At 70.5% G+C, this 14,086-nt stretch carries 12 protein-coding genes; 6 read left to right on the plus strand and 6 right to left on the minus strand.

Annotated features, from left to right (window positions below; translation table 11 throughout):
* Window positions 1-34: 34 nt before the first annotated feature.
* Genes RA210_RS01365 through tldD form a run of 5 tightly spaced genes read left to right on the plus strand, consistent with a single transcriptional unit; the run spans window position 35 to window position 8,314 of the window.
* Entirely contained in the window at window positions 35-625 is a 591-nt protein-coding gene (locus RA210_RS01365) for a Maf family protein (RefSeq protein WP_136488275.1), read from the plus strand.
* A 43-nt stretch (window positions 626-668) separates the two neighbouring features.
* Window positions 669-2,126 carry a ribonuclease G gene (gene rng / locus RA210_RS01370; protein WP_136488274.1) on the plus strand — a complete coding sequence of 486 codons (1,458 nt, stop codon included), beginning with the start codon at window positions 669-671 and terminating at the stop codon, window positions 2,124-2,126.
* A gap of 14 nt (window positions 2,127-2,140) precedes the next feature.
* Window positions 2,141-5,977, plus strand: coding sequence for a YhdP family protein (locus RA210_RS01375; protein ID WP_201485154.1), 3,837 nt, complete (start codon window positions 2,141-2,143; stop codon window positions 5,975-5,977).
* Between the two features lie 46 nt (window positions 5,978-6,023).
* A complete protein-coding gene (locus tag RA210_RS01380; RefSeq protein WP_136488272.1) occupies window positions 6,024-6,878 on the plus strand; it encodes a carbon-nitrogen hydrolase family protein in 855 nt (284 codons plus the stop codon).
* Window positions 6,875-8,314 carry a metalloprotease TldD gene (tldD, locus tag RA210_RS01385; protein ID WP_201485155.1) on the plus strand — a complete coding sequence of 480 codons (1,440 nt, stop codon included), beginning with the start codon at window positions 6,875-6,877 and terminating at the stop codon, window positions 8,312-8,314. Before RA210_RS01380 ends, tldD begins: the two co-directional genes overlap by 4 nt.
* 100 nt (window positions 8,315-8,414) lie before the next feature.
* Here tldD and yjgA read toward each other — a convergent pair whose 3' ends face one another.
* A complete protein-coding gene (gene yjgA / locus RA210_RS01390) occupies window positions 8,415-8,936 on the minus strand; it encodes a ribosome biogenesis factor YjgA (RefSeq protein WP_136488270.1) in 522 nt (173 codons plus the stop codon).
* Window positions 8,937-9,031: 95 nt separating this feature from the next.
* On the opposite strand from yjgA, the gene pmbA reads away from it, so the two are divergent.
* Window positions 9,032-10,381: a metalloprotease PmbA gene (gene pmbA, locus RA210_RS01395; RefSeq protein WP_201485156.1), complete on the plus strand. Its 1,350-nt coding sequence runs from the start codon at window positions 9,032-9,034 to the stop codon at window positions 10,379-10,381.
* A 54-nt stretch (window positions 10,382-10,435) separates the two neighbouring features.
* Here the strand turns inward: pmbA and RA210_RS01400 are convergent, their stop codons facing one another.
* From RA210_RS01400 to RA210_RS01420, 5 genes are all read right to left on the minus strand, one after another.
* A complete protein-coding gene (locus RA210_RS01400) occupies window positions 10,436-10,708 on the minus strand; it encodes an HPr family phosphocarrier protein (RefSeq protein WP_201485157.1) in 273 nt (90 codons plus the stop codon).
* Between the two features lie 19 nt (window positions 10,709-10,727).
* Window positions 10,728-11,585, minus strand: coding sequence for an RNase adapter RapZ (rapZ, locus tag RA210_RS01405; protein ID WP_136488267.1), 858 nt, complete (start codon window positions 11,583-11,585; stop codon window positions 10,728-10,730).
* A 3-nt stretch (window positions 11,586-11,588) separates the two neighbouring features.
* Entirely contained in the window at window positions 11,589-12,053 is a 465-nt protein-coding gene (ptsN, locus tag RA210_RS01410; protein WP_136488266.1) for a PTS IIA-like nitrogen regulatory protein PtsN, read from the minus strand.
* Between the two features lie 10 nt (window positions 12,054-12,063).
* Window positions 12,064-12,372, minus strand: a complete 309-nt coding sequence (hpf, locus tag RA210_RS01415) for a ribosome hibernation-promoting factor, HPF/YfiA family (protein WP_136488265.1) — start codon at window positions 12,370-12,372, stop codon at window positions 12,064-12,066.
* A 69-nt stretch (window positions 12,373-12,441) separates the two neighbouring features.
* Window positions 12,442-13,932 carry an RNA polymerase factor sigma-54 gene (locus tag RA210_RS01420; RefSeq protein WP_136488264.1) on the minus strand — a complete coding sequence of 497 codons (1,491 nt, stop codon included), beginning with the start codon at window positions 13,930-13,932 and terminating at the stop codon, window positions 12,442-12,444.
* Between the last annotated feature and the right edge of the window lie 154 nt (window positions 13,933-14,086).

The raw sequence follows: 14,086 nt of genomic DNA on the forward strand, positions 1-14,086 counted from the left end.
CGCCCATCCGCCACGCTCCCGGAGGATTTCGCACGTGAGCCAGCTCCATCTCGCTTCCGCCTCGCCGCGCCGCCGCGAACTGCTGCTGCAGATCGGCGTTCCCCACCGCCGCGTCGACGCGCCCGTCGACGAAAGCGTGCTGCCCGGCGAAGCGCCGACCGCCTATGTCGAGCGCCTGGCGCGGGCCAAGGCCGCCGCCGGCCTGGCCGCGCTGGACGGCCAGGGCTGCGTGCTGGGCGCCGATACCGCGGTGGTGCTCGACGGACGCATCCTCGGCAAGCCGGCGGACCGCGCCGACGCCCTGGCCATGCTCGCCGCGCTGTCCGGGCGCAGCCACGAGGTGCTCACCGCCGTGGCGGTGGCCGACGCGACCCGCTGCCTGGCCCGGGTGGTGAGCAGCCGTGTGCACTTTCGCCCAATCACCGCCGGCGAAGGCGATGCATACTGGAATACCGGCGAGCCGCAGGACAAGGCCGGCGGCTACGCGATCCAGGGCCTGGCGGCGATCTTCGTCGAGCGCCTGGAGGGCAGCTATTCGGCCGTGGTCGGCCTGCCGCTGGCCGAGAGCGCGGCGCTGCTCGCCGAGTTCGGCATCGCCTGCTGGCAGTCCGCCGCCGACGCGTGAGCCGCCGAGCGCTCCCCTTTCCCGCCACGAGAACGACAACTACATGAGCGAAGAGATCCTGATCAACATCACCCCGATGGAGTCCCGCGTGGCGGTGGTGGAAAACGGTGTGCTGCAGGAAGTGCACGTCGAGCGCACCCAGCGCCGCGGCATCGTCGGCAACATCTACAAGGGCAAGGTGGTGCGCGTGCTGCCGGGCATGCAGGCGGCCTTCGTCGACATCGGCCTGGAGCGCGCCGCCTTCATCCACGCCTCGGAAATCTCCAGCCGCGAGGGCCATGCGGTGGAGAGCATCAGCGCCCTGGTCCACGAGGGGCAGAGCCTGGTGGTGCAGGTGACCAAGGACCCGATCGGCACCAAGGGCGCGCGGCTGACCACCCAGCTGTCGATCCCCTCGCGCTACCTGGTGTACATGCCGCGCACCAGCCACGTCGGCATCTCGCTGAAGATCGAGGGCGAGGCCGAGCGCGAGCGGCTCAAGCAGGTGGTGGCCAGCTGCGTGGCCGCCGAGGGCATCGAGGAGCAGGGTGGTTTCATCCTGCGCACCGCCGCCGAGGGCGCCGGCTACGACGAGATCCTCGCCGACATCCGCTACCTGCGCCGCCTGTGGGAGCAGATTTCCAGCCAGATGCAGAGCGCCGGCGCGCCCTCGGTGATCTACGAGGACCTGTCGCTGGCCCTGCGCACCCTGCGCGACCTGGTCAGCCCGCGCACCGAGAAGATCCGCATCGACTCGCGGGAGACCTTCCAGAAGGTCGGCCTGTTCGTCGGCGAGCTGATGCCGGAGGTGGCCGACCGCCTCGAGCACTATCCCGGCGAGCGGCCGATCTTCGACCTGTACGGCGTCGAGGACGAGATCCAGAAGGCGCTGGAGCGCAAGGTGCTGCTCAAGTCCGGCGGCTACCTGATCATCGACCCGGCCGAGGCGATGACCACCATCGACGTCAACACCGGCGCCTTCGTCGGCCATCGCAACCTCGAGGAAACCATCTTCAAGACCAACCTCGAGGCGGCCACCGCCATCGCCCGCCAGCTGCGCCTGCGCAACCTCGGCGGGATCATCATCATCGACTTCATCGACATGGAAGACGAGGAGCACCGCCGCCAGGTGCTGCGCACCCTGGAGAAGATGCTCGAGCGCGACCATGCCAAGACCAACATCATCGGCATCACCGAGTTGGGCCTGGTGCAGATGACCCGCAAGCGCACCCGCGAGAGCCTGCAGCAGGTGCTCTGCGAGCCCTGCCCGAGCTGCCAGGGACGCGGCCAGCTGAAGACCGCGGAGACCGTGTGCTACGAGATCTTCCGCGAGATCCTGCGCGAGGCGCGCGCCTACCAGGCCGAAGGCTACCTGGTGCTGGCCAACGACAAGGTGGTGGGCCGCCTGCTCGACGAGGAGTCGGGTAACGTCGCCGATCTGGAGGCCTTCATCGGCCGGCCGATCCGCTTCCAGGTGGAAAGCGAGTATTCCCAGGAGCAGTTCGATGTGGTGCTGCTCTGAGGGGAACACCTGACATGTCCGTCGGCGGCCGCTGGCTGGCCCGGCTGCTCGACGCCCTGTTCGTCGGCGTGGCGCTGGCGCTGCTGCTGACCGCGCTCTACGTCAGCCTCGGCCGCGCGCTGGTGCCGCTGGTGGCCGAATACCGCGGCGAGCTGGAGCGCCGGGCCGGCGCCGCGCTCGGCCAGCCGCTGCACGTCGGCGCCCTCGAGGGCCGCTGGCAGGGACTGGCGCCGCTGCTGGTGCTGCGCGACCTGCAGCTGCAACTGGACGGCGAGGCGCTGCACCTCGACCAGTTGCGCGTGGTGCCGGACGTGCTGGCCAGCCTGCGCACGCGCAGCCTGCGCATCGCCCGCCTGGAGCTGGAGGGGCTGCAGCTCGGCCTGCAGGAGCAGGCCGACGGCCGCTGGCGGCTCAAGGGGCTGCGCCCGCTCGATCCGGCGGCGCCGCCGCTCGATCCGGCGAAGATCCTCGCCCTGCTGCTGGCGCCGGGCGAGGTGCGCCTGCTCGACAGCCGGCTGAGCATCGAGACCCGCCGCGGCGGGGTGCTCGCCCTCAACTACCTCGGCTTCACTCTCGAGAACCGGGGCAGCGCCCAGCGGCTCGACGGCCGCCTGCTGCTGCCCGACGGCCAGCCGCTGAGCTGGCGACTGCACAGCCGCCTGCGCGCCGAGGACTGGCGCGCGGCCTCCGCGCAGCTCTACCTCAGCCTGCCGCAGAGCGACTGGGCGCCCTGGCTGGCCGAGCGCCTGCCCGCCGGCTGGCAGCTGCCGCGCCTGCAGCTCGGCGGCGAGCTGTGGCTGGACTGGGCCGCCGGCCAGGCCCAGCGCGCCGCGCTGCGCTTGCATGCCCCGCAGCTCGACGTGCGGCCTGCGCAGCGCAGCCTGGCCGAATTCCGCGACCTGGCGCTGACCGCCCACTTCGCGCGCGAGGCGCAGGGCTGGCGCCTGCTGGTCGAGGAGCTGGCCGGCAGTTTCGCCGGCGAGCGGCTCAATCCCGGCCAGCTGCAGCTGCGTCGTCTCGCGGCGGACGATACCTGGCTGCTGCAGGCCGAGCGGCTCAACCTCGCGCCGCTGGCCAGCCTGGTCCGCGGCCTGGCGCCGCTGCCGGACAAGGCGGTGGAGATCCTCGCCAGTCTGGCGCCGCACGGCCGGCTGCGCGACCTGCGCGCCGAAGTTCGCCCGCGGGGCGAGGGTCTGCCGGAGGTCGAGTACGACCTGCGCCTGGACCGGGTCGGTGTCAGCGCCTGGCATGGCGTGCCGGCGCTGGAAAACGTCAGCGGCAGCCTCAGTGGCAGTCTCGCCGGCGGCGAGCTGCGCCTGGACGCCAACGACTTCATGCTGCACCTCGACACCCTGTTCCCCGAGCCCTGGCGCTACCGGCGAGCCCGGGCGCGGCTGGAGTGGCGCCTGGATGCCGAGGCCTTCACCCTGTCCAGCGCGCTGATGCGCCTGTCGGGCGAGGAGGGCGAGCTGGCCGGCAACATGCTGATCCGTCTGCGCCGCGACCCGGCCGCCGAGGACTACATGGACCTGCAGGTCGGTCTGCGCCAGGGCGATGCGCGCTACACCGGGCGCTACCTGCCGACCCGCTCGCCGGGCCTGAGTGCGCCGCTGGCCGAGTGGCTGCAGACGGCGATCAAGGGCGGGGCGATCGAGCAGGGGCTGTTCGTCTACCAGGGCTCGCTGAACAAGGGCGCCTCGCCGCAGGCGCGCGCGCTGGGTCTGTACTTCCAGGTGCGCGATGCCGAGCTGGCCTACCAGCCCGCCTGGCCGCCGCTGCGCCAGCTCGACGGCGAGGTGTTCGTCGAGGACAGCGGCGTGCGCGTGCGTGCACCGACCGCGCGGGTGCTCGACAGTCGGCTGCGCGACGTGCAGGCGCAGGTGAAGCTGGGCAGCCGGCGCGGGCCGCGCCTGACGGTCGACGGCCAGGTGCACGCCAGCCTCGGCGATGGCCTGAAGATCCTCCAGGACACCCCGCTGGGCGAGCGGCAGACCTTCGCCGGCTGGCAGGGCGAGGGCCCGCTGGACGGCCGCCTGCAGCTGGACATCCCGCTGGCGCGCCAGGCCGGCGCCCTGCGTGCGGTGGTCGACTTCGCCACCGAGGATGCGCGCCTGCAGCTGCCGCAGCCGGCGCTGGAGCTGCAGCAGCTTCGCGGCAGCTTCCGCTACGATACGGCCCGCGGCCTGAGCGCGCCGGAGATCCGCGGCCGCGCCTTCGACCGCCCGCTGCGGGCGGCGATCGAGGCGCGCGGCCAGCCCGGCAAGCCGCTGTCACGGCTGGACGTGCGCAGCAGCATCGCCGTCGAGCGTCTGGCCAGTTGGCTGGGCGCTGCGCCGGCGGAGGTTCCCGCCAGTGGCGAGCTGCCCTATCGGCTGTGGCTGGATCTCGATTTCGGCGAAGCCAGCCAGTTGCGGGTCAGCTCCGACCTGCGCGGCACCCGCATCGATCTGCCGGCGCCGCTGGGCAAGCCGGCCGAGGAGACGCGCAGCGCCAGCTGGAGCATGACCCTGGGCGGTGCCGAGCGCCGCTACGAGCTGAGCTACGCGGGACTGGCCAGCCTCGCCCTGGTCGCGCCGCCCGGCCGGCTGGCCGGCGGGCGGGGCGAGCTGCGTCTGGGCGGCGAGGCCGCGCAGATCCCCCGCGAGCTGGGCCTGCACGTCCGCGGCCGGCTGAGCGAATTCGACTGGCCGGCCTGGCAGGCGCTGCAGGCGCGCCGGGGCGGCGGGCCGGCGGGCGAGCTGCTGCAGTCGGCCGAGCTGGAGCTGGCGCGCTTCACGGCCGGCAGCCTGAGCCTCGAGCAGCTCAGGGTCGGCCTGCGGCGCGGCGGACGCAACTGGCGTCTGCGTCTGGAGAATCCGCAGCTGCTCGGCGAGGTGGTGATTCCGCCGGCCGCCAGCGCGCCGCTGCGCATCGAGCTGCAGCGCCTGCGCCTGCCGGCGCGCGAGTCGGCGGTGGAGAAGGCCCGGCGCGAGGCGGCCGGTATCGCCGCCAGCGACCCGCTGGCCGCGCTCGACCCGCGCAGCCTGCCGGCGATGGACGTGAGTATCCAGGCCCTCTACCTCGGTGAGGAACGCCTCGGCCGCTGGCATTTCCGCAGCCGCCCGAGCGGCAGCGGCGCGCGCTTCGACCAGCTCGACCTCGATCTCAAGGGCCTGCGCCTGGACGGCAGCCTCGACTGGCAGGGCACGGGCATGGCCAGCCGCACCGCGTATCGCGGTCGTCTGAGCGGCGGCGACCTGAGCGACGTGCTGCTGGCCTGGGGGTATGCACCGAGCATCACCAGTCGCGACTTCCAGGTCGACATCGACGGCAGCTGGCCGGGCTCGCCGGCCATGGCCGGGCTCAGGCACTTCAGCGGCAGCCTGGCGGCGCAGGCGCGCCAGGGCCAGTTGCTCGAGGTGGAGGGCGGCGCCGCGGCGCTGCGGGTGTTCGGCCTGCTCAACTTCAACGCCCTCGGTCGGCGCCTGCGCCTGGACTTCTCCGACCTGCTCGGCCGCGGGCTGGCCTACGATCGCATCGGGGGGAGTCTGGCGGGCACCGACGGCGTGCTGCTGACCCGCGAGCCGCTGGTGCTCGACGGGCCGTCGACCCGCCTGGAGCTGGACGGCCAGCTGGACATGGCCCAGGACCGCATCGCCGCCAAGTTGCGGGTGACCCTGCCGCTGTCCAACAACCTGCCGCTGGCCGCGCTGCTGGCCGGCGCGGCGCCGGTGGCCGGCGCGCTGTTCATCGTCGACCAACTGGTCGGCGACCGCCTATCCCGGGTGGCCAGTGTCGACTACCGGGTCGACGGCCCCTGGCAGGACCCGCAGATCAGCCTGTTCGGCAGGCCGGCGAGGGACGCACGTTGAGGCCAATCCGGGTTAGGATGAAATCATGAGGCAGCAGGAGACGAGCATGGGCCGGGTGGCAGTCATCCAGATGGTCAGTCAGGCCGACGTGGCGAGCAATCTGGCGCGCGCCCGGGTGCTGCTCGAGCAGGCGGCGCAGGAGGGGGCGCGGCTGGCCGTGCTGCCGGAGAACTTCGCCGCCATGGGCCGGCGCGATCTGGCCGAACTCGGCCGCGCCGAGGCCGCCGGCGAGGGGCCGCTGCTGCCCTGGCTCGCGGCCTGCGCCCGCGAGCTGGGCCTGTGGCTGGTGGCCGGCACCCTGCCGCTGCTGCCGGAGGGGCAGCGCGACGGCAAGCCGCACGCCTGCTCGCTGCTGATCGACAGCGACGGCCAGGTCGCCGCGCGCTACGACAAGCTGCACCTGTTCGACGTCGAGGTGGCCGACAGCCGCGGCAGCTACCGCGAGTCCGACGACTTCGCCCACGGCGAGCGCCTGGTGCTGGCCGACACCCCGGTGGGGCGCCTGGGCCTGACCGTGTGCTACGACCTGCGCTTTCCCGAACTGTACGGCGCCCTGCGCGCGGCCGGCGCCGAGCTGATCAGCGCGCCCTCGGCGTTCACCGCGGTGACCGGCGCGGCGCACTGGGAGATCCTCGTGCGCGCGCGGGCCATCGAAACCCAGTGCTACCTGCTGGCTGCCAACCAGGGTGGCCTGCACCCGGGGCCGCGGGAAACCTTCGGCCATTCGCTGATCGTCGATCCCTGGGGCGAGCCCCTGGCCCGCCAGCCGCGCGGCGAGGCGGTGCTGCTGGCCGATCTCGACCGCCCGGCGCAGGCGGCCATCCGCCGGCGCATGCCGGTGCATGCCCATCGCCGCCTGCATCCCGGGGCGCTGCAAACCAAGACCAAGGAGTCCCCATGAACACCCTGTCCTCCGTCAGCGCCCAGCTGCTGACTCCCGGTGGCCTCGATCTCGAGCGCCTGCCGGTGCTGCTCGGCGAGCTGGCCGGCCCCGGCATCGATGCCGCCGACCTGTACTTCCAGAGCCAGGTGTCCGAGTCATGGCTGCTCGAGGACGGCATCGTCAAGGAAGGCAGCTTCCACCTCGACCAGGGCGTCGGCGTGCGTGCCCAGTCCGGCGAGAAGACCGGTTTCGCCTACAGCAACAGCATCGAGGAGCATGCCCTGCGCCAGGCCATCGGTGCCGCCCGCTCGATCGCCCGTGCCGGTCAGCAGGGCCGCGTGCACACGCCGGCAGTGCAGGTGCCGCCGCGCCTGTACGGCGCCGACAACCCGCTGGAAGTGCTCAGCCGCGCCGAGAAGGTCGAGCTGCTCAAGCGCGTCGACCAGGCCACCCGCGCCCTCGATCCGCGCATCTCGCGGGTCACCGTCAGCCTGGCCGGCACCTGGGAGCAGGTGCTGGTGGCGGCGACCGACGGCAGCCTGGGCGCCGACGTGCGCCCGCTGGTGCGCTTCAACGTCAGCGTGATCGTCGAGCAGGGTGGCCGCCGCGAGCGCGGTGCCCACGGCGGCGGCGGGCGTACCGACTACCGCTACTTCCTCGAGCACGACCGCGCCATGGACTACGCCCGCGAGGCGGTGCGCCAGGCGCTGCTCAACCTCGAGGCGATCCCGGCGCCGGCCGGCAGCCTGCCGGTGGTGCTCGGCAACGGCTGGAGCGGCGTGCTGCTGCACGAGGCGGTTGGCCATGGCCTGGAGGGCGACTTCAACCGCAAGGGCAGTTCGGCCTACAGCGGCCGGGTCGGCCAGCAGGTGGCCTCGAGCCTGTGCACCATCGTCGACGACGGCACCCTGGCGGGCCGTCGCGGCTCGCTGAGCCTCGACGACGAGGGCACGCCGACCCAGTGCACCACGCTGATCGAGAACGGCGTGCTCAAGGGCTACATGCAGGACAAGCTCAATGCCCGCCTGATGGGCGTGAAGCCCACCGGCAACGGCCGGCGCGAATCCTACGCGCACCTGCCGATGCCGCGCATGACCAACACCTACATGCTGGCCGGACAGAGCGAGCCGGAAGAGATCATCCGTTCGGTGAAGCGCGGCCTGTACTGCGCCAGCCTCGGCGGCGGCCAGGTGGACATCACCAGCGGCAAGTTCGTGTTCTCCACCAGCGAGGCCTACCTGATCGAGGACGGCCGCATCACCGCACCGGTCAAGGGCGCGACCCTGATCGGCAACGGTCCGGAGGCGATGAGCCGGGTGTCGATGGTCGGCAACGACCTGGCGCTGGACAGCGGCGTCGGCACCTGCGGCAAGGACGGCCAGTCGGTGCCGGTGGGCGTCGGCCAGCCGACCCTGAAGATCGAGGCGATCACCGTCGGCGGCACCGGCGGCTGACACGTGGGGTGGGCAACTCGCGCAGCGATTGCCCAGCGGATGGGGCGGTGGAAGATCGCTGCGCGAGTCTTCCACCCTGCGATGTGACTGGGGGCGGTGCTCAGCGCAGGCCGCGCTTGACCTCGTCGAGGTCGCGCAGGTACTTGAACACCTTGCGCGCCGCCGCCGGCGGCTTGTTGTGCGCCGCCTCGTGCTGGGCGTGGCGGATCAGCTGGCGCAGGTGCTGGACGTCGGCCTCGGGATATTCGCCGAGCAGCGCCTCGAGGTCGCTGTCGCCACCGCCGACCAGACGGTCGCGCCAGCGCTCGAGGGCGTGGAAGCGCTCGTTGTACTGGCGGGTGGAGGCGTCCATCTGGTCAAGCAGACCGGTGATGGCTTCGAGGTCCTGGCTGCGCATCAGCTTGCCGATGTACTGGATGTGGCGTTTGCGCGCGGCGTGGGCCTTGTGCTTGGGCGCCTCGAGCAGCGCCTTGAGCAGCATGTCGGAGAGCGGCAGGCGCTCGAGCTGCTCGGGCTTGAGGGTGGTCAGGCGCACGCCGAGGTCCTGCAGCGCATGCAGTTCGCGCTTGACCTGGGTTTTGCTCTTCTCTCCGGAGAAGTCGTCGTCGAATTGTTCAGACATGGGGCGGGTCCGCTGGGAAACGCCGCCATGATAACCACTCAAGGGGCCGCTTGTCCGGCCCGGCCGGCACGCCGGCGGGAAAACAGGAGCAGGACATGAATTCAGCCGTGGAAAGCGTGGGGCCGCAGGCCCTGCCGGGATTGCAGGAGCAGGTCGAGGCGATCCTCGCCGAGGCGCGCCGCCAGGGCGCCAGCGCCTGCGAGGTAGCGGTGTCGCTGGAGCAGGGGCTGTCCACCAGCGTGCGCCAGGGCGAGGTGGAGACGGTCGAGTTCAACCGCGACCGTGGCTTCGGCATCACCCTCTACCTCGGCCAGCGCAAGGGTTCGGCGAGCACCTCGGCGCAGGGCGAGAGCGCGATCCGCGAGACCGTGACGGCGGCGCTGGCCATCGCCCGCCACGCTTCCGAGGACGACTGCGCAGGCCTCGCCGACGCCGCACTGATGGCCCGCGAACTGCCCGATCTCGATCTGTACCATCCCTGGGCGATCGACCCGGAGCAGGCCATCGAGCAGGCGCTGGCCTGCGAGGCGGCGGCCTTCGCCGCCGATCCCAGGGTCACCCGCGCCGACGGTACCACCCTCAACACCCACCTGGGCTGCCGGGTGTACGGCAACAGCCACGGCTTCGTCGGCGGCTACGCCTCCAGCCGGCACAGCCTGAGCTGCGTGATGATCGCCGAGGGCGAAGGGCAGATGCAGCGCGACTACTGGTACGACGTCAGCCGCATCGGCAGCGAGCTGGCCAGTGCCGAGTCGATCGGCCGGCGCGCCGCCGAGCGCGCGGTGGCGCGCCTTGGCGCGCGGCCGGTGCCGACCTGCGAGGTGCCGGTGCTGTTCGCCGCCGAACTGGCCACCGGGCTGTTCGGCCACTTCCTCGCGGCGATCTCCGGCGGCAGCCTGTACCGCAAGGCCTCCTTCCTCGAGGGCGCGCTGGGCCAGGCGCTGTTCCCCGACTGGCTGAGCCTCGACGAGCGTCCGCACCTGTCGCGCGGCATGGGCAGCGCCAGCTTCGACGGCGACGGCCTGGCCACCTATGCCAAGCCCTTCGTCGAAGGCGGCAAGCTGGTCTCCTATGCCCTCGGCACCTATTCCGGACGCAAGCTGGGCATGCCGAGCACCGCCAACGCCGGCGGCGTACACAACCTGTTCGTCAGCCACGGCAGCGAGGATCAGGCGGCGCTGATCCGCCGCATGGATCGCGGCCTGCTGGTCACCGAGCTGATGGGGCAGGGCCTCAACCTGGTCACCGGCGACTACTCGCGCGGTGCGGCGGGCTTCTGGGTGGAGAACGGGGTGATCCAGTTCCCGGTGCAGGAGGTGACCGTCGCCGGCAACCTGCGCGACATGTTCAGGGGCATCGTGGCGGTGGGCAGCGACCTGGAGACGCGCGGCAACGTGCGCAGCGGCTCGGTGCTGATCGAGAAGATGACGGTGGGTGGCAGCTGAGGTCGCTGCGGGGGAGGGCAGGAGGTTTCCTGCCCGTTCCTCGGGGGGGCGGAGCTATTCGCCTTCGTCGAAGTAGTTGTTGATCAGTTCGAGCAGGGCCTGCAGGGCTTCCTGCTCCTGCTCTCCCTCGGTACGCAGGTGGATCGGGGTGCCCTTGCCGGCGGCCAGCATCATCACCGACATGATGCTCTTGCCGTCCACCAGGCTGTCCGCCGAGCGACCGACCCGCACCTGGCAGGGGAAGCGCCCGGCCACGCCGACGAACTTGGCGGCGGCGCGGGCATGCAGGCCGAGCTTGTTGATGATGGTGACGTCGCAGGCTGGCATCGGGCGGGAAGTGTCCTGGTTACTTGAGGTCGCGGTGACGGATCTGCAGGTTGCCCAGGCTGTCGCGCAGCGCGGCGCCCAGGCGCTCGGCGAGGTACACCGAGCGGTGGTGGCCGCCGGTGCAGCCGATGGCCACGGTGACGTAGGCGCGGTTGCTGGCGGCGAAGCGCGGCAGCCACTTGCTGAGGTAGGCGAGCAGGTCCTGGTACATCTCCTCGACGTCCGGCTGGGCGTCCAGGTAGTCGCGCACCACCGCCTCGAGGCCGCTGTACTCGCGCAGGTCCGGCTTCCAGTAGGGATTGGGCAGGCAGCGCACGTCGAACACCAGGTCGGCGTCCACCGGCATGCCGCGCTTGAAGCCGAACGACTCGATCAGGAAGGCGGTGCCCGGCTGCGGCTTGTCCAGCAGGCGCAGCTTGAGGGTATCGCTGAGCTGGTAGAGGTTGAGGTTGGCGGTGTCGATCTTCAGGTCGGCCAGGTCGGCGATCGGCGCCAGCAGCTGGCGTTCGTCATCGATCGCCTCGCTCAGCGAGCGCTCATCGCTGGTCAGCGGGTGGCGCCGGCGGGTTTCCGAGAAGCGCTTGAGCAGGGTGGCGTTGTCGGCGTCCAGGTACAGCACGTCGCACTGGATGTTGCGCTGGCGCAGCTGGTCGAGCAGCTCGGGGAAACGGCGGAGCTGGCTGGGCAGGTTGCGTGCGTCGATGGACACCGCGACCTTGGGCTGCAGCAGTTCGGTCTGCAGCAGGGCGCGCTCGCCGAGGTCGGGCAGCAGGCTGGCGGGCAGGTTGTCGATGCAGTAGAAGCCGTTGTCCTCAAGTACGGCCAGGGCGGTGCTCTTGCCCGAGCCGGAGCGGCCGCTGACGATCACCAGGCGCATGGCTCAGCGTCCGTCCACGGTATCGAGCACCACCTGGTAGAGGTCGAATCCATCCCTGGCCTGGCGCAGGCGCTCTCGCACGTCGGCACGGTCGAGCAGGCCGGCGATCTGGCGCAGCAGCTCGAGGTGTTCCTCGGTGGCGGTTTCCGGCACCAAGAGGACGAACAGCAGGTCCACCGGCGCGCCGTCGAGGGCGTCGAAGTCTACCGGGGCATCCAGGCGCAGCAGGGCGCTGACCGGCACCGAGCAGCCGGCCAGGCGGCAGTGGGGGATGGCGATGCCATTGCCGAAGCCGGTGGAGCCGAGCTTCTCGCGGGCCACCAGGCTTTCGAAGATGTCATGTGCGTCGAGCCCGGGAATGTCCCGGGCTACGAGGTTGGCGATCTGCTCGAGAACGCGCTTCTTGCTGCCTCCCGGCACGTTCACCTGGGAACGGCCGGGGGTCAGGATGTGCTCTAGTCGAATCATCGGGGAATGATCAGCGGGCAGCGGCGCCCTGTTCGCGTTCGATCTGTTTTTCCTTGTGCTTGATCAGCTGGCGGTCCAGCTTGTCGGCCAGCAGGTCGATGGCGGCGTACATGTCCTCGTGCTCGGCGTTGGCGACCACTTCGCCGCCGGCAATATGCAGGGTCGCTTCGATCTTCTGCTTCAGTTTCTCCACCTGCATGATCACCTGGACGTTGGTGATCTTGTCGAAATGGCGCGCCAGGCGCTCGAATTTCTCGTTGACGTAGTCACGCAGAGTGTCGGTCACTTCCAGGTGTTGGCCACTGATATTGACTTGCATACCGCTTCTCCTTATTACCTACGTTGCTGGCGGGATATTCCCCGCCACCTGAATTCTGCTGCTCGAACGCTACACCAGTCGCTTGCGCTCGCTGGAGGGTGCAATGCCGAGGGACTCCCGGTATTTGGCGATGGTCCGGCGGGCCACTTGAATCCCCTGCTCTTCCAGTAAACCAGCGATCTTGCTGTCACTCAATGGCTTTTTCGGGTTTTCCGCCGCCACCAGTTTCTTGATGATGGCGCGGATCGCCGTCGACGAGCATTCGCCGCCCTCGGCGGTGCTGACGTGGCTGGAGAAAAAGTACTTGAGTTCGTAGATGCCGCGCGGGGTGTGCATGTACTTCTGCGTGGTGACCCGCGAGATGGTCGACTCGTGCATGCCCACCGCCTCGGCGATGTCGTGCAGCACCAGCGGCTTCATCGCCTCCTCGCCGTACTCGAGAAAGCCGCGCTGCTGCTCGACGATCTGGGTGGCGACCTTCATCAGCGTCTCGTTGCGGCTGAGCAGGCTCTTGATGAACCAGCGCGCTTCCTGCAGCTGGTTGCGCATGTAGGTGTTGTCGGCGCTGGAGTCGGCGCGGCGTACCAGGCCGGCATAGTGCGGGTTGACCCGCAGGCGCGGCATGGCGTCGGGGTTGAGCTCGACCAGCCAGCGCTCGTTGTCCTTGCGCACGATCACGTCGGGGACCACGTACTCGGCCTCGCCGGCCTCGATCTGTGCGCCGGGACGCGGGTTGAGGCGCTGGATCAGCTCGACCACCTGGCGCAGCTCGTCCTCCTTCAGGCGCAGGCGCCGCATCAGCTGGGCGTAGTCGCGGCTGCCGAGCAGGTCGAGGTGGTCGCGGGCGACGCGGCGCGCCTCGTCCAGCCAGGGGGTGTCGGCTGGCAGCTGCTTCAGCTGCAGCAGCAGGCACTCGCTGAGGTCGCGTGCGCCGATGCCCAGTGGCTCGAACTGCTGCACGCGGTGCAGGACCATTTCCACCTCGTCCAGCTCGATGCCCAGTTCAGGGTCGAGGGAGTCGAGGATCTCCTCGAGGCTTTCCTCGAGGTAGCCGTCGTTGTTGATGGCGTCGATGATCGACATGGCGATCAGCCGGTCGCTGTCGCTCATCGGCGCCAGGTTGAGCTGCCAGAGCAGGTGGCTGTGCAGGCTCTCGCCGGAGGAGGTGCGGGCGGTGAAGTCCCACTCGTCGTCCTCGCTGCTCGGCAGGCTGCTGGCGCTGGTCTGGTAGATGTCCTCCCAGGCGGTATCCACCGGCAGCTCGCTGGGGATGCGCTCCTCCCACTGGCCCTCGTCGAGACTGTCGGGGTCGCGCTCGGTGGTGGCGACCGTGCTGTCGTGGCTGGCGCCGGAGGATGGGCCTTCGCTCTCCGCCAGCGGGTCGCTGCTGTCGAAGTCGTCGCCGTCTTCCTGTCGCTCGAGCATCGGGTTGGAGTCGAGGGCTTCCTGGATTTCCTGCTGCAGGTCGAGGGTCGACAGCTGGAGCAGACGAATGGCTTGTTGCAGCTGCGGTGTCATCGTCAGCTGCTGGCCCATCTTGAGGACTAGCGAGTGTTTCATGGCTTGGGAGTTGGCACCTTGGGTCTGCCAGCGCCTGCGCGCTGTCCACTGCTGGGCGCCGGGGCGCCGCGGTTAGCAAATTATATGCCCGATATTTGCGGCTTTGCCTAGGCTTGACAGTCGCCCGAAAAGGCGCAGTCGGGTGGGTGGCGCC

Source organism: Pseudomonas sp. OF001, assembly GCF_904426495.1.
In the GTDB taxonomy this organism is placed as follows: domain Bacteria; phylum Pseudomonadota; class Gammaproteobacteria; order Pseudomonadales; family Pseudomonadaceae; genus Geopseudomonas.